14 protein-coding genes are annotated in these 22,065 nt (G+C 44.1%); 8 read left to right on the top strand and 6 right to left on the bottom strand.

Going from position 1 to position 22,065, the window contains the following annotated elements; all coding sequences use genetic code 11:
- Positions 1 to 79 precede the first annotated feature (79 nt).
- The 4 genes from pheS to hemW form a co-directional block, all read right to left on the bottom strand.
- Positions 80 to 1,108 carry a phenylalanine--tRNA ligase subunit alpha gene (pheS, locus tag ECHVI_RS03055; RefSeq protein WP_015264475.1) on the bottom strand — a complete coding sequence of 343 codons (1,029 nt, stop codon included), beginning with the start codon at positions 1,106 to 1,108 and terminating at the stop codon, positions 80 to 82.
- 161 nt (positions 1,109 to 1,269) lie between these two features.
- A complete protein-coding gene (locus ECHVI_RS03050; protein WP_015264474.1) occupies positions 1,270 to 5,586 on the bottom strand; it encodes a hypothetical protein in 4,317 nt (1,438 codons plus the stop codon).
- A gap of 1,395 nt (positions 5,587 to 6,981) precedes the next feature.
- On the bottom strand, positions 6,982 to 7,296 hold the full coding sequence (locus ECHVI_RS03045) for a DciA family protein (RefSeq protein WP_015264473.1): 315 nt from the start codon (positions 7,294 to 7,296) through the stop codon (positions 6,982 to 6,984).
- A gap of 25 nt (positions 7,297 to 7,321) precedes the next feature.
- Positions 7,322 to 8,446 (bottom strand): radical SAM family heme chaperone HemW, encoded by a 1,125-nt coding sequence (gene hemW / locus ECHVI_RS03040; protein ID WP_015264472.1) that lies wholly within the window; start codon positions 8,444 to 8,446, stop codon positions 7,322 to 7,324.
- A 50-nt stretch (positions 8,447 to 8,496) separates the two neighbouring features.
- On the opposite strand from hemW, the gene ECHVI_RS03035 reads away from it, so the two are divergent.
- The 8 genes from ECHVI_RS03035 (at position 8,497) to porN (ending at position 17,805) form a co-directional block, all read left to right on the top strand.
- Positions 8,497 to 10,227 (top strand): POTRA domain-containing protein, encoded by a 1,731-nt coding sequence (locus tag ECHVI_RS03035; RefSeq protein WP_015264471.1) that lies wholly within the window; start codon positions 8,497 to 8,499, stop codon positions 10,225 to 10,227.
- A 4-nt stretch (positions 10,228 to 10,231) separates the two neighbouring features.
- Positions 10,232 to 11,338, top strand: coding sequence for a DUF4271 domain-containing protein (locus ECHVI_RS03030; protein WP_041738281.1), 1,107 nt, complete (start codon positions 10,232 to 10,234; stop codon positions 11,336 to 11,338).
- Positions 11,339 to 11,380: 42 nt separating this feature from the next.
- Complete coding sequence (locus ECHVI_RS03025; RefSeq protein ID WP_015264469.1) at positions 11,381 to 12,154, top strand: uroporphyrinogen-III synthase; 774 nt, start codon at positions 11,381 to 11,383, stop codon at positions 12,152 to 12,154.
- Positions 12,155 to 12,233: 79 nt separating this feature from the next.
- Positions 12,234 to 13,211 (top strand): PorP/SprF family type IX secretion system membrane protein, encoded by a 978-nt coding sequence (locus tag ECHVI_RS03020; protein WP_015264468.1) that lies wholly within the window; start codon positions 12,234 to 12,236, stop codon positions 13,209 to 13,211.
- A gap of 116 nt (positions 13,212 to 13,327) precedes the next feature.
- Positions 13,328 to 14,416, top strand: a complete 1,089-nt coding sequence (porK, locus tag ECHVI_RS03015) for a T9SS ring complex lipoprotein PorK/GldK (RefSeq protein ID WP_015264467.1) — start codon at positions 13,328 to 13,330, stop codon at positions 14,414 to 14,416.
- A gap of 62 nt (positions 14,417 to 14,478) precedes the next feature.
- Complete coding sequence (gene porL / locus ECHVI_RS03010; protein ID WP_015264466.1) at positions 14,479 to 15,294, top strand: type IX secretion system motor protein PorL/GldL; 816 nt, start codon at positions 14,479 to 14,481, stop codon at positions 15,292 to 15,294.
- Between the two features lie 39 nt (positions 15,295 to 15,333).
- Complete coding sequence (gene porM / locus ECHVI_RS03005) at positions 15,334 to 16,935, top strand: type IX secretion system motor protein PorM/GldM (protein ID WP_015264465.1); 1,602 nt, start codon at positions 15,334 to 15,336, stop codon at positions 16,933 to 16,935.
- Between the two features lie 87 nt (positions 16,936 to 17,022).
- The gene (gene porN / locus ECHVI_RS03000; RefSeq protein ID WP_245553499.1) at positions 17,023 to 17,805 is read left to right on the top strand and encodes a type IX secretion system ring subunit PorN/GldN; all 783 of its coding nucleotides are present in this window, start codon (positions 17,023 to 17,025) and stop codon (positions 17,803 to 17,805) included.
- Between the two features lie 60 nt (positions 17,806 to 17,865).
- Here porN and uvrC read toward each other — a convergent pair whose 3' ends face one another.
- Positions 17,866 to 19,668 (bottom strand): excinuclease ABC subunit UvrC, encoded by a 1,803-nt coding sequence (uvrC, locus tag ECHVI_RS02995; protein WP_015264463.1) that lies wholly within the window; start codon positions 19,666 to 19,668, stop codon positions 17,866 to 17,868.
- 77 nt (positions 19,669 to 19,745) lie between these two features.
- On the bottom strand, positions 19,746 to 22,058 hold the full coding sequence (locus tag ECHVI_RS02990) for a penicillin-binding protein 1A (protein WP_052331399.1): 2,313 nt from the start codon (positions 22,056 to 22,058) through the stop codon (positions 19,746 to 19,748).
- Between the last annotated feature and the right edge of the window lie 7 nt (positions 22,059 to 22,065).

The following is a 22,065-nucleotide window of genomic DNA, read 5'->3' as shown; positions in this document are numbered from 1 at the left end:
CAAGCCATGCTATGGTGGACAATGCTGTTTCCTGACAACATGGTTTCCTTGTGCTTTGAGTATCCTAATACAAACCGGATTAAAGTAAGGGTTTGAACTGTTTCAGGAAACGGATGTCGTTTTCGGTAAATAACCTTAAATCCTTGATTTGGTATTTCAGCATGGCGATCCGTTCGATGCCCATTCCGAAAGCAAATCCCGTATATTTTTCAGGGTCAATGCCACAATTTTTCAGGACATTCGGATCCACCATGCCCGATCCTCCGATTTCTACCCAGCCGGTTCCTTTGCAGACATTACAGCCTTCGCCCCCGCAAAGCAAGCAGGATATGTCGATCTCAGCACTTGGTTCTGTAAAGGGAAAGTACGACGGGCGAAAACGAACTTTGGTTTCTTTGCCAAACATTTCCTTGGCAAAGTGGTAAAGGGTTTGCTTCAAATCTGCAAAACCGACGTTTTCGTCCACATACAGCCCTTCCACTTGATGGAAGATACAATGCGCCCTTGCCGAAATGGCTTCGTTTCGGAAAACCCTTCCCGGGGATAATGTCCGAATGGGAGGTTTTTGGTTTTCCATCACCCTTACCTGAACAGAAGAGGTATGTGTCCGCAAGGCAATGTCTGGATTTTTTTCGATAAAGAAGGTGTCCTGCATCTCCCTCGCTGGATGGTTTTCTGGGAAGTTCAATGCAGTAAAATTGTGCCAATCATCTTCTATTTCTGGCCCTTCGGATAAATTGAATCCTATTCTTTCGAATATTTCAATGATCCGCTGACGGGTAGCGGTTAGCGGGTGGATGCCGCCTACGGGCTGGTTAGTGGCAGGGAGTGTCAAGTCTATAGCAGCGGACTTGGAGGTGCGCTCGCCTTCATTGACCTTGTCGATCAATGCTTTGAACTTTTCCTCAGCAGCTTGTTTTACGCTATTGACCAGTTGGCCATAGGCCTTTTTTTGATCATTGGGCACATTTTTCATTTCAGCAAAAAGTGCTGCTACCACACTTTTTTTACTGATGTACCGCATTCTAAATGCTTCCAGTTCTTCTGGATTGCTGGCTTCTGCCCCGGCAATTTCTATTTTTAATGCTTCAATTTTATCCTGATGCATAGCGCTATTCTTTTTTGGACATGCAAATCTAAAATAATATCATTTAATGACCTCATTTTTCATCAAATGGTTTCCTTGCAATGGTTTTTAAGATAAACCGTTTGTTGATGTGTTCCCTTTATTGTGCGAGCGATATGACTTAGGCACCACTTATCGTGTGGCTATTCTTCCTCATCCTCTTCCTTCTTGGCAGGACCGGCATCGCCAAGCCCCAAGGATCCCTGAAACCCAGAGAGGGATGCTTTCCACCAGTAGTTAAAAATAAATTTACGCTTGTCCCTTTCGAAATAGATGGGTGCGACTTTTTCCGTGCCAAAGATCTTTCGGGGGTTGTTCCCTCGGAGGGCGATGGCGTTGAGGACAAAGTTCAGCATTGCCTTTCTTCCTCTTGCCTTTTTGAGGGTCCTGTCATTCAGTAGTTGGACTTTTAAACTGTTATAATAGAATGTCATGTGCCCCTTGGCGGTTTCATTATCAGCCGTAAAGGACCAAGAAGAAGGCTGGGCAACCCCCTCGCGGATTTTCAGGAAGGCATTTCTGGTCATAATGGAGTTGACGGCCTTAAGGTCAAATTTTCCTGAACGGACCCTAATGTCCATAGGGTAAGGGGCTGAATAATCAAAAAGCCCGGTCATTTGAATGCTGGCTGCACCATTGATCCTAGCGGCAGCTTTTAAATGACTGCTGTCTATCCGGAAGGTGTCCAGGAGTGTTTTGCTCAGGTGAAAAGGGTACATTTTGGCATAAAGGGAGTCGAAAGTAATGCTTCCCGGCACCATTCCCTTTTCGGGGAACTCTTCGTAGGTAATGACTCCATTAATGACATCCAAGGTGTCCAACTCCAGCTTAATACCAGATTTTTTCATTAATTCTTGGGGCATGGGCCGGTAGATGCTGTCATTGAACGGTACTCGCTTATCCCTGAACACATGGATGTTTGGGGTTTGCACTTCCATTTTGTTGGCTTGGATCTCCCGTACTTCCATCAGTTTGTTTAAGTCGATTTTGTCAAATCTGACCGACGGGAAATGCGCTTTGACCACATCGGTTTGGTAGCCTACTTTACGGATGTATTCATACCTGCCATAACGGGGTTTTAGGGTGACGTTTTTAAGGGTCATTTGATCCTTATGAATGGAAACCAGGCCAATGTTCAAAATATTCAGGCTGTCGGGAAGCTTGATTTCATAGTTGGGCAGTTCCACCGAAAAGTCCCTGTCCAAGAAAATGTCCTTATCAAAAGCGGTGGCTTTGGACAGGTCAAAGCTTAAATCGTTGAGGACGATGTTCAGTCCATTAAAGGATTGGATGTTGGCATCGGAGTCTTTTTGCAAGATGTTCAGCTTTCCTCCGGTAAGCTCGAAATTGGTGACTTTTAAATTTTGGATGATATCCTGAACGGCTTCTTTTCCTGATTTTTCACTTGTATTGTCCGCACTTTTTTGGTCGAGGTATAAGCTTATTTCCGGGTTTACCAGTTCGATCCGTTGGAAGTCGATTTCACCTGTTTCTTGGAAGCTTGTAAGCGAGTGGGTTTGTAGGTTTACCTTGGGCACAGCAGCAGCTATGACGGGACTGCCGGGGTTGCCCTTAAGGTTTTTGGGGATGACCTTGAAGTTTTCAAAGACGATCATGTCACTTTTGGTATCCAGCTCTACCTTGCTGAAATTAAGGGTGTGGATACTGTCGTTTAACGCGAGGTTAAAATTATCAATATCCATGGCCATGTTGTCAAAGAATCCCACAATGTCTCCTTTTACCAATTTGCTAGAATCCAAAAGAAAGCCATAAAAGGAAAGGTTTACGCCTGAATTAATGAGGTTTCGTTCATGGCCGTCATCGCTATAGATGGCATTGAAACGGGCGTTTTCAGCTTCAATGGTGTCAATTTGCATAATGTCAAACCTCTTGGGAAGATTCCGCTTCTTTTTGGTGGATTTTTCCTGCTGGTTTTTCTTGGTTCCGTTGCGATCGATGAATAGGTTTACTTCTGCGTCCGAAAGCCGTACCTTAGACATCGCTAAGGTGTTTTCGAAAAAGAATCGGTCCACATCCACGCCTGAAAAGCTGAGATTGGAAATGTCGGCACCGATGGTCACTTTGACCCCCAGGTCTCTCCGTGGACGTAACCGCACATTGGATGTGATGAGCTCGTCTCTGGAAGAATTATAACTTATTTGATCAGCGTGCAAGGAATATCTCCCATCTGCTATGTCGAACACGTAATTGTTCAGGCTAATGTCCAATTCCTCCGCAAAAAATGTTTCTGCATTGCGGGGAGTGACATCTTCATCTAGTTCAAATTTTTTAATCTTGATGGATACATTGTCCTCCGCAAAGGTTTTGATCTTGTTTTGCACATAGTTTTCATAGGCAATGGATCCATCAATGACATTGAGCGAATCGATATTGACATGTGAAAAGTAACTCGTCACCAGCTGGTATAGGTCGTTGATCTGAACCTTTTCCCTGTTTTGGTTCGGGGCAATGTAGCGGCTGAGCTTGATGTCGGGGGAGGGCACTTCTATCATTCCGATTTCTAACATCCCGTCAAAATAGGCCTTCCCTATTTCCACATCGCGTAAATAGAATTCTGGGACCTGTACCTCCAGAACCATTTTCTTGTTTAGCCGACGTAAGTTTTCCATGACCTTGTCAGGTTGGAGCGGCTCAAAACTGAAGCCCTCTATTTTTAGCAGTTTTTCTTTGGTATCCACAAAAATCTTGTCTGCTTTAAATAAGTGCAGATCATCGGTAAGTTTCATGGCATAGTTATCCAACTCCAACTGAAGGTCCTCAGCCAAAAACATCCTGGACGAATCCTGCTCTATGCCTTCGTCCACTGCAAAATTCTCCAACACCATACTGGCCTTTTTGAATGAAATACTGTCCTTGTTTACTTTTAAGGTGTTGTTTATGATCATGTTTCCTTCCACCAGTTCTAACCGGTCAATATAAATGGCACGAAGAAAGTTCTTGGTAAGCTCTTGGATGGTTTGGCCTTTCATGCTACCATCTTTTTTCTGAAGATTGCTGAATTTTACCGTCGGATAGCGGAAAACCATGTCCTTGACATCAAGGATGTTGTGGTTGTAAACTTTTTTGAGGTTGGCGTTTTCAAGGTTGAATTCCGGGATGTCAACTTCAAAGAGCGGAACCTGGGAAGAGACCTCTCGAAAAGGCGCTATCCTGGCTCCTTTTACCCTGACCTCATCTTCTTTTGAAGAGAGGTACACTTCCTTACCGGTGATCCAGTGTACGCCGTCTGCCAGGACCACCTTTACATTGGATAGGGAAAGGGCTGCTTCTTCAGCATAAAAGAATTGGTTTTTGGAGCGCTCTGTGTCGGGGCCAATATAAACCTCCTCCATTTCGAAATTGATCTTATCGGTTTCGATCCGGTTTTTGTATTCGTCCTGGACACCTCTTTGGAGAAATCGGCCTTCTTCAATCTGGAGATGATGAATGTTTATGGAAGAAAGAATGTCTTTTATGAGGGGATATAGACTGTAATCCAATAATGATTTATCCTGCACATCTGGCGAGAGTTCTGAATACACCAAAAACTCTGGATGGCTAAGCTTGAGGTTTCCGACATTGACATCTGTCGTGTAGAACACCTGATTGATGTCTGCGTCGGTTAGCATAAGATTATCGAGTTTCATGCTGTAAAATACCTCTCTTGGCTCCTGTAGGTTGGGGGTCAGCATGACTTCCTTGGCAATAATATGATCATCAAGAGAGGAGATTTCTATTTGTGCCGCCCGCAGTGTATGGACACTGTCCGCCAGGAGCATCTCGAAATTCTCTAAGGTAAGCCCAAACCCTTTGGCATTGAAGGGGGTGGGTTCGGGTCTGGGGTTCAAGAGCCGAACACCTCTTAAGTGAAAATTGGTATTTTCAGCCTTAACTGATTTCCGGCTCACAAAATTTTCTACCAATAGATCCGCTTGGTCGATGTATAAGTCTTGAATGATGATTTCTTCCAGAGGAAGCTGTTCCAGGGATTTTTTGATTTCCAGCTGTAGCTGTTCCAGTTTGGAGTTTGAACTGAGGCTGTCCAAATGCTGCTTGGTCTGAATCATAGGTTCGACAAACCGTAGACTGCCTACCCTTAGGGTTTTATCCGAAAAATGATAACCAATCCCCTTTACGGCAATTTGGGGAACCTGGATTTTATAGACCGGCTTGTCATCTGGTAAGGAGTCAAGCATGGCTTTATTGGGAATCAGGCTGAATCCTTCAAAGTAAAAACCACGCTGGAAAATCGATAAATGGAAGCGGTCAAAGCTGACTTCATATTTTCCTCCGGAAGCTTCGTCCACTTTGGTTTGGACATAACTCCTTAACAAGAGATCAGACCCAAAATAAAGGCCCACCTGAAGAAACACCAAAGAGAAAATAACGATGGCAAAAAACCGGATCAACCGCCTCTGGGATCGTCTCAGCCTTTTTTTATTTTGGTCCTTTTTTACCATAAATTAACCATGTAAAGTAAAATAAACTTTATTCTAAATAAAATAAAGTCGAACATGACAAAGTTTACAAGCTCTCAAAAATAGCGTCTGAAAAACTTAGGTGTTTCCTTTTCCAAGATAATCAAAAGAGATTTTCTCTACAATAGTTCTACCTTTTATGGAAGCCTGTCAAAATTCATGCCTTAAACCTGTCGCGAGGCTTAGGCGATCTATCTATAGTATAGCGATATTTCGGGGAGATGAATTATAACATGTTCTTATGAAAGAAAATTTCACCCCGTTAAAACGATGGTTTTCCTCTATCGGGGCGAATGGGGTTTAGCGGGAAATTGTGGGGGATAGGAAAGGAAATGCGGCTAAAACCGACCAGTTTGAATGGGCTGATTTATAATGGGCTTCACCCATGGCTATGGATGTGTCGCCCTTTTGGGGCCAGCTTTCGAGCATATAAGCTATAACGATAGCTACAAAACACCTTATATCTTGTATTTTACCTCTCCCCAGCTTACACTATGGAGTAAAAATGTGATCAAGCAATAATAATGGAGTGCTTATACAAGAGGTTGTCTCATAAATAAATAAGTCATCACGAGCGGAGTGAAGTGATCTCGATGTGCTTTCATTGCACGTATGACGAGATTGCTTCTTCCGATATCCATCGGAATCGCAATGACGAGGACTTATGAGACAATCTCTTCACTAAAGTCCGTATTTCAAATGCGGACTAGATGATTATCGGAACAACCATTTTTTATTTATCCGTGGTTTTGCCATTAAGTAAAACCGGTAGTCCCCAGCTTTTCCGCTTGATTCTCTTTGAGCCGTTATGCCTTGTCGGATTAGACAAAAAAAAGAGAACGTTTTTATGCTTAATGGTTGCCCATTCTCCTTTGCCATAAAAACATCCTCTGTAAAATAATTTAACACTGTGCTGTAGGAGAAGGACTCGAACCTCCACGGAGAAGTTAGGCAACACAAGAGCTCTATGTGTGCTTTATCCCATAATCTCCACCCCCGAGACAGGAGGGCTTGTCTGCCAATTTCAACATCCTACAGTATAAAAGCCCTTTTGGCTAAATGGTGCGTCAAAGGTAATAAATAGGTTTATATTTTAAAAATTACATAATTAAAACGATTGAAATTTACATTATTTTAAATTTTCGACCTATTTGAGCTGTTGATATGTAATTGAGTATTGGGATTTGCTATAAATTTTAATAAAATGACAATAGGCAGTTTGCGTTAGAGCAATAATGTGTTTATGCGAAAAATTAGTGTGTAAAAAAGGATGTGTTCGAAATAATTGTTGGTTTAAGTATTGATTTGATGGCGAGTGCAATACGATTGTTCATGAAAATCCTTGATCAAATGATAAAGGTTTTGCAAGTGTTTCTACTATAAAAAGGTAATGTCCTCGATGGCGCCTTTCCCAAATTTTTCCTCGATGATATGGATGATCCGGGATTTGTTCATCATCAGTTCTTTTTTTATGGGGCCTGAACTAAGCTTTACAAATAGCTTTTTATCCTTGGCATAAATACTGGAGGTCCGGCTGGCTATCGAATTTCCCATCATTTCTCCCCAAGCACTGACAATCTTCCGCTCATTGAAACGATCTTTGAGTTTGTATGCTTGGAGCAATTCTTCAAAGGCCTCCTTAAGTGGGGTGATCTCTTTTTTGCGCGGGTTGAAGTCTTGATATTTTTTCATGATAGCCAAAGTTAAGAAGTAAACATTACACAAACAGCTTGCCGGCAATATAGTCTGCCAAAAGTTTTCCTTGTTTGGTGAGGCGCAGGTGGCGAGTGTTGGTCTCGATCAGCTTTTCTTGGCTCAGTTGCTGGATCAGGGGAGCGTGGATATGCATGAGGTCTACACCAAACGTTTCTTTTACTTTCTGAAGGTCCACTCCCCAAATGGTTCGCAATGCTGTAAGCAGGTATTCGTTTAAAATATCCTCTTGACTCAGGACGTCTTTCTCGAACGGGACGGTTTCATTATCCAGGGCTTTGATGTATTTCGGATTATTGGCGATGTTGTGCTGCCTGGAGCGGCCATCAAAGGAATGGGCGCTTGGCCCAATGCCCAAGTAGGGAATACCTTTCCAATAATTGCTGTTGTGCACTGCAAAAGCATCGGGTTTGCCAAAATTGGAAATTTCATACTGGACGTATCCTGCGTCTTCCAGCTGGTTTTGCATCACCTCAAATTGCTCGGCGCAGAAATCTTCGGAAGCAGGGTTGAAGGATCCTTTTTGAGCCCATTTACCTAGTGCAGTGTCCGGCTCTATGGTGAGGCAGTAACTGCTGATATGGCCTGGTGCCAGCTGGATGGCCTGTCTGAGGTCATGATTCCAGAGCTGGTGGTCTTTGGCCGGAAAGCCATACATCAGGTCGATGGAAAGCTTATCAAATCCCATTTTGCGCGCTAAGTCAATGCTCTTCAAAGATTCTGTGGCGGTGTGTGCACGATTATAAAATCGCAATACTTCTTCGCTGAAACTCTGGATGCCGATGCTCAGACGGTCAAAGCCTAGTGTTTTTAATGACTGTAGCATTGCCGGGTTGAGGTCATCGGGATTCGTCTCAATGGTCGTTTCTTCCAGCTCAAGCGGGTAGTGAAGCGAAATGGTTTCCAGGATTTCAGCAAGCGCTTCGGCTGATAGCAGTGATGGGGTGCCGCCTCCAAAATAGATGGTTTTGATCGGTGTGCCCCGTCCCAGGTAGTCTTTTTGAAGTTGAAGTTCCCGGCAGATCATGCGGACCATTTTGTCCTTCAGTGCGGTGGAAGTGCTGAAATGAAAGTCACAATAGTGACACGCCTGTCTGCAAAAGGGGATATGGATATATATTCCTGCCAAATTGATTACTTTTATTGGCGCAAAGTTAAATAAAACCACGGGAAGGATTTTTGAAACGCCGATTCATTATAGCATTGTTTTTTGCATTTTGGTTCAGTAGGACTTTACTGGCCCAGCAACCTTATGTCCTTCGCTATGAAATTGGTGGTGGGAAGAGCGAGAAAGGTAAGCGGGAATTGGCCGATTCATTGGCAGTGGAGGCGTTTCTAAAGGCAGAAATTGAGCGGTTGTGGGAAGAAGGGTACTTGATGGCGGCAGTGGAGGAAAAAGTCTTCGCGGATTCTATGGCTACCGCCCGAATAAATCCCCATGGGCAATTTAAATGGGTTTCGCTCAGAAGGGGCAATTTGTCCGATCAAGTGCTCAGGAGGGCGGGGTTTGATTCCTGGCTCTTTGATGGCCAGCCAGTGTCACACAGCAAGGTAGTTCGCTTATTTGACCGTATTTTGACGGTCAAGGAAAATGAAGGATACCCCTTTGCAGCCGTAAGGCTTGATAGCATCCGCCAGACGGACCAGGCTCTCCAAGCGCACATTGATTTGGTAGAGGGACCGCTTATCCTGTTTGACAGTTTGAGCCTACAAGGCAATGCACGTGTGAATGAGCGGTCGCTTGCCCGCAAGCTTGGGATTGTGCCGGGAGAACCGTATTCTCAAAAGAAGGTGGAAGAGGCGCTGAGTATGATCCAGAATTTGCCCTATTATAAGTTAGCGGAACCACCCAAGGTGAGCTTCCAAAACAGTGAGGCCACCGTGTACTTGACCCTAAGGAACAGAAGGATCAACACATTGGATGGTATTATTGGGCTTCTCCCGAATGAGGCGGAGGCCAATAAACTCTTGGTGACCGGGCAGTTTGATCTGGACATTTATAATCCAGCAGGCAAGGGCCGACAGTATGGGCTGCATTGGCAGCGGCTTACCCAGTACAGTCAAAACATGGAAATAACCGCGCTGGAGCCTCAGCTTTTTGGGACAGGAATAGATGTGAACGCTTCCTTTTTTTTGCTCAAGGAGGATACCAGTTTTGTCAATAGGGACTTTAGGCTTGGCTTTGGATACCAGGTGACCCCGCGGATTTACATGGATTTTTTCAGCAGGTGGCAATCCGGAGATTTGCTGTCGGTCTCTGAAGTCAGTGAGGTCGATGAACTTCCTGATGTACTGGATTTTCGCTATCATAGTTACGGACTTCGGTTACATTATCAAAACCTGGACGACGGCTACCTTCCCAAAAGTGGCAGGCGACTGATCGCCGAAGGAGGGGTGGGCAATAAGCGGATTCTTTATAATACTGCCATCGCCGAGGAATTTTACGACGAAGTGGAAAGAGCGTCGATACAGTTTTTCGGAACATTCTCAGCTGAGGAATATTGGCGTGTGGGCAAAAGGTTGGTCGGCTTTTTGCGGTTACGGGGAGGCATGTTGCTCGGGGACAACCTCCTGAAGAACGACATGTACCGCTTGGGAGGGCTGAGGAGCATTAGAGGGTTTAATGAAAATTTCTTTTTCGCAAACCGATATGTTTATGCTAATTTTGAACCTAGGTTTTATGTTGAAGAAAATTCATATTTTCTGCTGTTTGCCGATGTGGGGGCGCTGGAGCAGTCAGGCTGGTCCATTCCAAAAGAGCAGGACGGGGTGCTGTCCTTTGGAGGGGGAATCAATTTGAGTGTGGGGACAGGCGAGTTTCGGTTTTTGTATGGAATGGGTCGGTCAAATGAGCAGAAGATAGGAGTTAATTACGCAAAGATTCACTTTGGATATATTGGGAGATTTTAGTTTTATGAAGAATAGTTTTAAAAAGCTGTCAGTAGCTTTTGTTATGGTGCTTTTTATGGGCACACTGCAGGCCCAAGTGCTGGAAAACTATAATCCGAAAATTGTCATTGAGCATAAATACGAGCTGGTCCCTTCGCCTGTGATGGCCAAGGTTTCGCTAAACCTGAAAGATTATCCCATGGCCTCTTTTCAGCTGGAGTTTCCTGAGCAGGCTGCTGTTTTCCTAGGGGAGAAATTATGGCTTTATGCTTCTTCAGACACGAGTTTTATCATTCCGATAGCGCAGCTAAAAGCCGCCATTGGCGAAAATGCCAAAAGTATTCCGATGAGGGTGTACAAGAAAGGGGTGGCAGATGGAGAAGTGTCCATTAAGAAAGGAGTTTTTACACAGGGTGAGCCTGTGAAAGAAGGAAAAGATGCTGCTGTCGAGCAGTTAAGGGAAAAGGATCCGGTAAAGGATTTTTTGATTTTGGCCTTTGTCGTGGTATTGGCGTTGGTCGCGTTGTTTAAGGTGACTTATCCGATGGTGTTCCAGTCGGCATTGAGGCCTGTGTCCCTGTTTCAAGAGGAGTTTTCCGACAGCAGTGGGGGGATGAAGCTGTTTTCATCCGATGTGATTTTTTACATGTTGGTATTCAGTATGCTCATGTCGTTGTTTGCGTTTTCCTTTTTGCATTTTGCAGGCATTGGTCTATTGTCGGAGTATTTTGGTGAAGGGCTCAATGCCTTGCTATTGATATGGCTCTCAGGCGCCATGATTTTTATGGTGATGTCCTTTTTAAAATATCTTTGGATTAAGATTTTTGCGATGGTTTATCATTTGGATAAAATTGATTTTAGTCAGTTTTTCTATATGGTAAAGAGTTTGATGTTGGTGTTGTTGATTTTGTATGTTGTCATCATGGGATTTTACCTTCAGGGATACACCGCAATGGACGAAATGATGAATTATGCCATTTGTGCTTTTTTGGTGGTTTATTTGGTGGGAATATTTAGACTGTTTTACTTAATGTTAAAAAAAGTCCCTTTTAAAAGTTACCATTTATTTTCTTACCTTTGCAGTTCGGAATTGGTTCCCTTTTTAGTGATCGTTAAATTGATCATTGGCTAAACGGGAAAAATACCAGAGAAAACAAAAGAAGAAAAAGAGCATATGACAAAATCTACCAAGGACAGATTTCGGCCGGTGAAGAGTATTTTGGTTTCTCAGCCTCGACCCTCAGATGCCAAGTCTCCTTATTTTCAGTTGGCCGAGAAATACAATCTGAAAATTGATTTCAGGCCTTTTATACAGGTAGAACCTGTTTCTATCCGAGAGTTTAGAAAGCAAAAAATCGATATTCTTAAGCATACGGCCGTTATTTTTACAAGCCGGAATGCTATCGATCATTTCTTTAAGATTTGCCAGGAACTCAAAATTGAAATGCCTGCTGACATGAAGTACTTTTGTATTTCAGAGCAGACAGCTCATTATCTTCAGAAGTACATCGTGATCAGAAAACGCAAGTTGTTTGTCGGTGTAAGGACAGCGGCGGATTTGTTTGATTACTTCAAGAAGCATAAGGGCGAAAAGTACCTTTTTCCTTGTTCAGATATCCGTAAAAATGATATTCCGGATTACTTGGCCAAGGCCAATATCGAATTTACAGAAGCCGTTATTTACCATACCGTAGCGGCGGATTTGTCGGACCTGAAAGATATCAAGTATGATATCCTGGCTTTTTACAGCCCATCAGGCATCAAATCATTGATACATAATTTTCCGGATTTTGACCAAGGGGCGACAAGGATAGCGGCTTTTGGGCCTACCACTTCCAAGAGTGTAAAGGACCAAAACCTGATTTTGGACATTGAGGCACCCATGCCAAATGCGCCAAGTATGACAGGAGCGCTTGAATTGTACATAAAAAAAGTGAATAACATCTAAAAATTCCCAACATTTATAAGGTAAATTCGATTATAATTGTGTAGACTAGTCATATTGATTCAATATACTTTTGAAGCGCATGAAAAAGAGAATTTACCTTTGTTTTATATTTTTTTCAGGAGTACTCATCGGAGGGATTTGCCCTTCGGTGGTTTATGCACAGCAAGATGCCCAGTTTTCACAGTACATGTACAATGGACTGTTTTATAATCCTGCCTTTTCGGGAAATCATACAGGGTATCGATTTTCTGCCCTGCACAGAAGCCAATGGCTAGGGTACACGACATCATCCGGGAATGGTGGCGCCCCGACGACCCAATTGGTAACGGCCTCTGGAAGGATTCCCGGTACGGCGATCGGCTGGGGAGTATCCTTCACCAATGATGACATTGGGCCTGCTACCAGCCAAGAGGCGAATATATCCTTGGCGTACCATAAAAAAATTAGAAGGGGTGTCCTGAGTTTTGGTGTTTCTGGAGGCATGTTTTCCAATACCATTAAATACGATGAGATCGATGTGGTGAATCCGGACCCGACTATTCCTTCTAGCGGCAATGAAAGTCAGATGAGCGCCAATGTCGGTGCAGGGATTCTTTATGAAGCCCCGAAGTATTACTTGGCCCTCAGCAGCCGGCACATCAATGAGCCGACATTTGATTTTGGAGAAAATTCCTTCGATAACCAACTGGTCAACCACAGTTATTTGATGGTGGGGTATAAGATAAGGACTTTTGCACAAGTGACATTTGACCCAAGTATCTTGTTAAAAAGTGCGGGGTTCAATAATTTTTCCTATGATGTGAGCGTTATAGCGACATATGATGATCGTTTGAGTGGAGGGGTGGCCTACAGAGGGGAAGAGTCTTTATCTGTTTTGATGGGGTATAAATTGTTAAGAGATAAATCCCTAAGAATAGGGTATGCATTTGATTTGGTAATGGGTGGAAACGAAGCGAAAGCTCCGACCTCTCATGAGTTTATGTTAACGTATAATTTACCAGCCGTAACGAAAAAAATAGAAAGTATCATACAACGAACGCCAAGATTTCGGTTTTAAATAACCGTTAATTTTGTCCGATTTTTTGCAATGTTTTGGTATTTTCTCTTAAATTTCGATCTTGGTAAATACACGTTAATCGAAGAATTAAAGAATTGTCAACAAAATTGTCTTATATGTACAAGAAAATGAACTCACGATTTTTGACAGGGGTCGTGATGCTACTTTCCATGGCACTTTTGCAGGGTTGTGGCCTATTTGGTAGCAAGGGTTCTGCTAGCGAAAAGGCCAACAGGTCTGGAGAGGTTACCGGTGTACCTGATCGGTCAGGGTGGCAACAGACCCTTCCCCATGAAATGGTCCCTGTAAAGGCAGGGACATTCTGGATGGGCCAGGCAGATGAAGATATTGCTGTCAGTAAATCCTCCCTGAACAAACAGGTTACGATATCTGAATTTTATATGGACAAGTATGAAGTGTCCAATAACAAATACCGTCAATTTTTGGAGGCCGTCAGAATGGGAGAGTTGGCCCTGTCTACTCCTACCACGCTGAAAGACCCACCGCAATTTAATATTGATGAATTGGTACCGGATACTACTGTATGGTCACAGAGCTTTACCCATCACTATGGTGACCCTTTGATGGAGTACTATTTTGAGCACCCGGCTTTTGACGATTATCCTGTAGTGGGGATCAGCTGGGAGCAGGCCAAAAAATTCTGTGAGTGGAAGACTTATCATATGAATGCCAATGATAAATCTGAATATGACATGCCAAGGTTCCGGTTGCCATCTGAAGCAGAGTGGGAATATGCCGCTAAAGGAGGTAAGGAAATCGCCAAATATCCTTGGGGTGGACCATACTTAAAAAACAGAAGAGGTTGCTTAATGGCAAACTTCAAGCCCGGTAGGGGGAATTACATCGATGATGGTTTTGCGTATACCGCGCCGGTGGATGCTTATGCACCAAATAACTTCGGCATTTATAACATGGCAGGAAATGTGTCCGAGTGGGTGGAAGATGCTTATAACCCAGCAGGAAGTGCCCTGACCTGGGATTTGGATCCAAAATACGAGGATGAAAATGAATCAAGAAAAGTCGTTCGTGGAGGTTCTTGGAAGGATATCGCACACTATTTAGAGACCAGCACCCGTACTTACGAATACCAAGATGTCAAGACAGCCCATATTGGCTTCAGGACGGTAATGACCTTTATCGGTCGTTCAGGATCCATGGATGTCCGGGCCACCAGAAGACGCTAATCAAATAAACACATACACACACACTTAACACATTAATTTAACAAACCATACTTTTACTACCTATGGCTAAACACAAAGAAACTTCTTTTGCCCACAAATTTTATGGATCAATTATGCCAAAAATTTATGGGATCGGTGCCGCTGTCGTGATCTTGGGAGCGATGTTCAAGATTCTGGATTGGGAGGGTGCTTCTCTAATGATCGGCGTGGGATTATCCACGGAAGCTGCAATTTTCTTTCTATCTGCTTTCGAACCAAAAACCGAAGAAGTGGACTGGAGCAGGGTTTATCCTGAACTGGCAGATGAGTCGGCCCCAATAGCACCGCGCAAAGCAAGGGCTGCCGTTCAAACCTCCGGTGACCAGACCGCCCAAAAACTGGATAAAATGTTGGAAGATGCCAATATCGGCCCTGACCTTATCGATAACCTTGGAAAAGGCCTTAAAAACCTCGCAGATTCCACCCAAAAGATGGGAACCGTGGCAGATGCTGCTTTGGCTACCAATGAATATGCGGAGAATGTGAAAGTAGCCTCCAAAACATTGGTCGACATCAACCAGTCTTATAGCAAAACAGCTGCTGCCCTTTCAGAAATGTCCAATGCCTCCCAAGAAGCAAAGGATTACAGGGATCAGGTAGTATCTGTGACACAAAATTTATCCGCACTGAATGCAGTGTACGAGATGGAATTGCAAGATGCAAACAGTCATGTTAAAGTGCTCAATAAATTTTATTCTAACGTTACCGCAGCCATGGAGGGATTGAATGAAGCAGGCAAGGAAACTGAAACATTCAAGGCTGAACTGGCTAAGCTAAACAAAAACGTTAGCTCACTCAACAACATTTATGGTGGTATGCTTACCGCCATGAAAGGGTAATTAAATTTATTGTAGGACTAATAATTTAACTGGATATATATGGCCGGTGGAAAAGAGACGCCAAGGCAGAAGATGATCGGGATGATGTATCTCGTTCTGACCGCTCTTTTGGCGCTACAAGTAAGTAATCAGATATTGCAGAAGTTCATTCTTCTGAATGATGGTTTGGAAAGAACTTCCAAGAACTATATTGAAAAGAACGCGTCGATTGTCAGTAATATCGAAGGAACGGTAGAGCAGCAAGGCAACAATGAAAAGGACCTGCCCAAGGTAGAAGCTGCCAAGCAGATCAGGGAAAAGACTTCTGAAATCTTTTCTTATCTGGAGGGGCTTAAGCAGGAACTGATCACGCAGTCCAATGCAAAGAACGATGAAGGCCAGTATAAAAACAGTGCCTTGAAAAACACGGATATAGCAGGGAATATCTTCAATAATAACAAGAAAGGGTACGAGATGCAGGAGCGTCTTAACCGGTACCCAGAGGAGATTGGAGCATTATTGAGTGGAGTAGGAATTCCTTTGGAATTTGAAAAAATCGCTAAGGATGCCAACGAAATTGACATGTTTAAAAATGATCCTGATGTAAGGTACAAGGATTTTGTGAACCTGAATTTCGTTAAATCCCCTATTGGAGCGGTTTTGGCCATTATCAGCCAGTACCAAAATGAAGTCCTCAACATCGAGTCAGAATCGCTGGGGGCACTAACCCGTTCTTTGGGATCGTTTTATTATAAAGCGGATATCTTCGAGCCCATGGTCTCTGCCAATTCCAATATCGTGGCAGCCGGTACCAAGTTTGAAGGAAACCTATTTATTGCTTCCGCCTCCTCTTCGGCTCAGCCTAAGATGAGTGTAAACGGAAAAGAGATTCCGGTGGAAAATGGATTTGGTAAAATCAGCTTCCCTGTTGGTCCGGCAGATAGCTATGATGATAGAGGCTTGGCAAAGCGCACCTTGGAAGGTGAAGTAGTGGTGAACATTGATGGCAAGGATAGTCTTTTGAATGTGAACTATGAATACTTCGTGGCCAATCCGACCATCGAGGTGACAGCCGAAGCTATCCAGCAGCTATATGCACAGTGTGCTAACGAACTGAGCATTAAAGTTCCTGCATTGGGCAACAGTTACGCCCCGGAATTCGCGGTGACCAATGGTCAGGCGATCAAGGGCAGTAATCCCGGTGATGTGACCATTATCCCGGCCAATTCAGGAAAAGTCAATATTGGCGTAAGCAGTGGTGGCGCAAAAATCGGCACGGTTACGTATGATATCCGTCCAGTACCGGCACCGACCATTGCGGCATATAATGGAGATAAGGAGATCGATATGAGCGTTCCCTTTCCTGCTCCTGGGCCTTCTCAGCTTAAAATAAAAGCGGTACCGGAACCTACCTTTGGCAGGACCATGCCGAAGGACGCGAGGTTTCAGGTGTCTGGAGGTGTAGTAAAACTTCTGAGAAATGAAGTGCCTCGGGAACAGGTCAACATTAATGGTGAAGATGTAGCGATCAGGCAATTACTTGCCGCTGCCAGAAGCGGTGACAATTTGGTAATTCAAGTGACCGAAGTAACGCGTACAAACTTCCAAGGTCAAAAGATTAAAAGTAATGTGAACCATATTGAACGGATTGCTATCAAGTAATCGGAGTGTGGTTGACGGTATTTTCTTTGAGAAGAAAAACATATGGTTATGAAACGAATTGAAATGAAATACATAGCTCCATTCCTGATGGTGATATTGATGGCTGTCAGCCCTCGGGTTTTTGGCCAAACAGGATCTACAAGTGTGGATCCCTCGGTCACGGGAGATAGACAGTTTGAAGTGGATACCGTTTTTTCTGCCCATCCCATTCGGGAGGATGATAAAATGTATCAGATCGGGGTATGGAGAAGGGTAGACCTTCGTGAAAAGTACAACCACCCGCTGTACGGTACTGGAGATACCAAACGAAATGGCATCATGTACAGTATCTACAAGGCGGTGACAGAGGAAAACGCTTTTGAGTTGTTTGCCGATGAGGAATTTACCGAGCCACTGTCTATTGCAGATTTCCAGAACAACTTCTGGATGTCCGCTAATGGGGACAGTATTTTCGTGAAAAACCTGTATTACTTGGACTTTAAGGAAGACTTCTTGTTTGATAAGCACCATTCGCAGGTGAAATTTGATGTGAAGTACATTCATCTGGTGATGCCTTCTCAGACCAATGCCAATGCAGGCGAGAAGAGCATTGCATACATTCGTTTCAAGGACTTTTACGAATATTTTAAAAATCATCCAGAAGCAAAATGGATCAATTTCCAAAATACTTCTAAGGATTTGTCCTACAGTCAGGCGTTTGACCTAAGGCTGTTTAAGTCCGTGGTCAGGAAGTATTCCAATGCAGACGATGCCTTGATTGCAGACATGGTCAATCCAGAGAATCCCAATCCCGAACTGCAAGCGTATTTGGATGGGCTGAAGTTTGAGTATGATTTGCTGGAATTTGAAAATAGCCTTTGGGAATGGTAAAAGAACCTCAGCGGTTAGCCTAATCGAATGCAGTAAAAAAAAGAAAGCAGGTAATTAACGTTACCTGCTTTCTTGCTTTATAAAGTTGATGATCCGACTTGCTTTATCCTTGCCAATGATCTGAGCAAGGTCTTCTTCTGAAGCTTCCCGGATTTTTTTCAAGGATTTATAATGTTTTAGGAGTTTGTTAGAGGTAGAAGGACCGATTCCTTCGATGGTATCCAAGGCCGTTTTAAAGGAATCCTTACTTCTGATGTCCCTGTGAAAGGTAATGGCAAAACGGTGGGCTTCATCCCGAACCCGCTGAATCAGGCGAAGGGATTCCGATTTTTTATCGATGTGCAGCGGAAAAGAATCTCCAGGGAAATAGATTTCCTCCAGCTTTTTGGCAATGCCAATGATGGGAACCTGACCATAAATATCAAGGCTTTTTAGCGCTTCCACAGCAGCGGAGAGTTGTCCTTTTCCCCCATCAATGACAATCAGCTTGGGGAGTGGTTTGTTTTCCTTAAGGAGCCGTTTGTACCTTCTCCCTACGATCTCCGTCATGCTGGCAAAGTCATCAGGGCCTTCTACTGTTTTGACGTGGAAGTGACGGTATTCCTTTTTGGCTGGTTTCCCATCCATAAAGCAAACCATGCTGGCCACAGGGTAAGCTCCTTGGATATTGGAGTTGTCAAAACACTCGATATGGTCGGGAGCCTCTTTGAGGGATAGGTCCTTTTGGAGCTGAAGAATTACCCGGTTTTTCTTTTCTTTAGCTTTCCCGCTGAGCAATGCTTTTTCCTTTTTATAGTACATGGCATTTTTCAGCGCGAGCTCTACCAGCTTTCGTTTATCGCCGATTTTAGGCACTGTGAGGTGAAGTCCTTCGATGGGATCATCAAGGTCAATATTGCTGAGAATCTCCTTTGCATCACTTTGGAATTGGTCCTTTAGACGGAAGATCGCGGTCAGCAACAGCTCTTGCTCGGTTTCATCCAGCTTTTTCTTTAGCTCTACTGTTTTGGTAATGTTGATCGCTCCATTTTTGATGTTCAGGTAATTGACGAAGGCAAATTTGTCAGCAGAGACAATGGCAAATACGTCCAGATCGGTGACATGAGGATTGGTCACCAGTGACTTGGCCTGGTATTTCTCAAGGAGATCCAGTTTGTCCTTGAACCGTTGTGCCTTTTCAAAAGCAAGGTCTTCAGCAGCTTCTTGCATCTTGCTTTTGAAATAAGCCTTCGGGATGCCGAGATTGCCCTTCAGGATATGCTTTGCCTGATCGATGTCTTTTAGGTAGTCCGGTTCTCCTTGCAGCCCCTCACAGGGACCCAAGCAATTGCCAATGTGATATTCCAAACAAACTTTATATTTCTGCTCCGCAATTTTATAAGGATTGAGGTCCAATTTACAGGTCCTGATCGTAAACAAACTTCTGATCAGTTCCAGTATATTGTTCATGGCTTTTACACTGGCGAAGGGTCCAAAGTAGGTGCCACGGGAAGGAATGAGTTTCCGGGTGGGATATAATTGAGGGAAATGCTCTTTGGTAAGGAGTAAATAGGGATAGGTTTTGTCGTCTTTTAGCAGGATGTTATAGCGCGGTTGGTTTTTTTTGATCAAGTTGTTTTCTAACAGCAGCGCATCAAACTCTGAATTGACAATGGTAAATTCGATTCGCCTGATTTCCTTGACCATCCTACGGGTTTTTAGGTTGAGCCCGGTGCTTTTTACAAAATAGCTGGCCACCCTCTTTTTGAGGCTCTTGGCTTTACCTACATAAATGAGTTTATCTTCCTCATTGTAATATTTGTAGACCCCCGGAACATCAGGGAGTTTTTGGTATTCTTCAGGGCTGTATGAAGGACTTTGCATAAAACAAATATAAAAAAAACAGCTCCCTTGGCGAGCTGTTTTTATAACTTTCAAACGTTGCTTAGGACTGTAGCCCTTTAGAAATCGTTGCTACGTTGATCATAATCAAAGTCCGTATATTCATCGGTCTGGATTTGGTATTCTTCGCAGTCCAATTCCACACTCAGCGGTTGTTCAGGTTTTTCAAAAGTCCCTTTCGTAATACCCAAGGTAGGATCTTCATATACTTTGGTCATGTATTTCACCCAGATCGGCCGAGCAGTTCGTGCACCTTGGCCACTGATCCAGCTTCTGAAGTGGATAGCCCTGTCATCACCGCCTACCCAAACACCGGAAACCAAATCTTTACTGAGTCCAATATACCATCCATCAGAGGCGTTTTGCGTGGTGCCGGTTTTGCCACCAAGTTCATTGCCTTCGCGAAGGTGCATCGGCACGCCTTGGCTGGTCCCGCCCCGTTCTTCGAAACCACCTTGAAGCATGTGCAGCATCAGGTATGCGTCCTCTTCGTTCATGGCGGGGGTTTTTCGAGCAGGGAACTGATGAAGGACATTGCCATTTTTATCTTCTATGCGGTCGATATAATAAGGCTTGATATGTTCTCCTTTGTTGGCAAAGGTACTCATGGCTCCTACCATTTCCAGGATCGATACATCACTCGTCCCTAAGGCCAAAGCAGGCACAGGATCCAAGTCACTGGTGATGCCAAGTCTATGGGCTGTTTCAACGACCACTTCTGGGCTGATCTGTTTCATCATATAGGCCGTGATGGAATTGATGGATTGGGCCATGGCCTGTCGGATCGTCATTTTCTCGTAAGTGAATTTGCCGTCTGCATTATTGGGGCTCCAAGCAGGCTGTCCTGGGATGTTTACTTCCACAGGTTGGTCCACGACGGTGTAGCAAGGGCTATAGCCATTTTCAATAGCTGCAGCGTACACGAAAGGCTTAAAGGTTGAGCCGGGTTGACGCTTACCTTCACGGACATGGTCATACTTGAAGTATTTGTGGTTTAGCCCACCTACCCATGCCTTGATGTGCCCACTATGGGGATCCATGGAGACAAAGCCTGCTTGCAGAAAGGTTTTATAATAGCGAAGGGAGTCCATGGAGCTCATGACCGTGTCGATTTCCCCTTTTTCCCAGGAAAACACTTTCATATTTTTCTTTTCATTCAGTTTGATTTTAACCGAATCGGAATCTGCGCCATATTTATTGACCAATACACGGTAGGCCTCGGTCCTTTTGATCATGGTCTCCAAGAAGTTAGGGATGACTCGGTTGTCGCTGTCCACCCAAGGTTCCCTGCCCCGTAGCTCAGAGACAAATTTAGCTTGTAGTTCCCTCATGTGCTCATCAACAGATTCCTCCGCATATTTCTGCAGTCGGCTGTCAATGGTGGTGTAGATCCGCAGCCCGTCGCCATATAGGTCATAGGGCTTTCCATCTGCTTTTAGGTTTTCCTTGGTCCATTTGAGCAAGTCTGACTTCACAATTTCCCTAAAATAGGTGGCCAGTCCCCTGTTATGGCTCTCCACATTATAATCCAACTCGATAGGCAATTGGGAAATGCTATCGTATTGCGCCTGATTAAGGTAATCGTATTTGCGCATTTGGTTGAGTACGGTATTTCTTCTTCTGGTGGAGTTTTCGGGATTATAGACAGGGCTGTAATAGGTAGGGGCTTTGAAGAGTCCTACCAACACTGCGGACTCCTGAATATTAAGGTCCTTGGGGTCTTTGTTGAAGAAGGTCTTGGCAGCTGTTTTTATGCCGAAAGCATTACTGCCAAACTCTGATGTATTCAGGTACATGGTAAGGATTTCATCCTTAGTATAAGCTTTTTCGAGCTGGGTGGCCACGATCCACTCTTTGGTTTTGATGATGAGCATCCGCAGGCCTGGGACGCTGCTTAACGTGCCTTGAGAGGCTTCTCCCCTGGTTTTAAAGAGGTTTTTGGCGGTTTGCTGGCTGAGTGTACTGCCACCCCCTGCGCTCCTTTGTCCCATCAGTATGGTTTTGAAAAGCACCCTCGCCAAACCTTTTGGATCGATCCCGGAATGGTCTTCAAAGCGAATGTCTTCAGTGGCGACCAATGCATTGATCAGGTTTTTGGAGAGTTCGTTGTAGGAAACAGGAGACCTGTTCTCCCGGTAATATTTCCCCAATAGCACGCCATCGGCAGAATAGAGCTCAGATGCCAATTCATTGTCAGGGTTCTCTAAGGTCTTAAAGTCCGGCAGGTCCCCATAGAGACCTAAAAAGTCCACACTTACGGACCATACAAAGATAGCGAAGCCAAAAAGACCTGCGAAAAGGGCGATCCAAAGAACCTTGATGATCTTGCCTGCTATGGATCGGGATGTTGTGGTGTTTTTTTTATTACTCATGTTCGTA

The sequence above is a fragment of the Echinicola vietnamensis DSM 17526 genome (genome assembly GCF_000325705.1).
Taxonomy (GTDB): domain Bacteria; phylum Bacteroidota; class Bacteroidia; order Cytophagales; family Cyclobacteriaceae; genus Echinicola; species Echinicola vietnamensis.
Note: the sequence above shows the minus strand (reverse complement) of the source record. Positions and strands in the feature narration are given on the sequence as shown.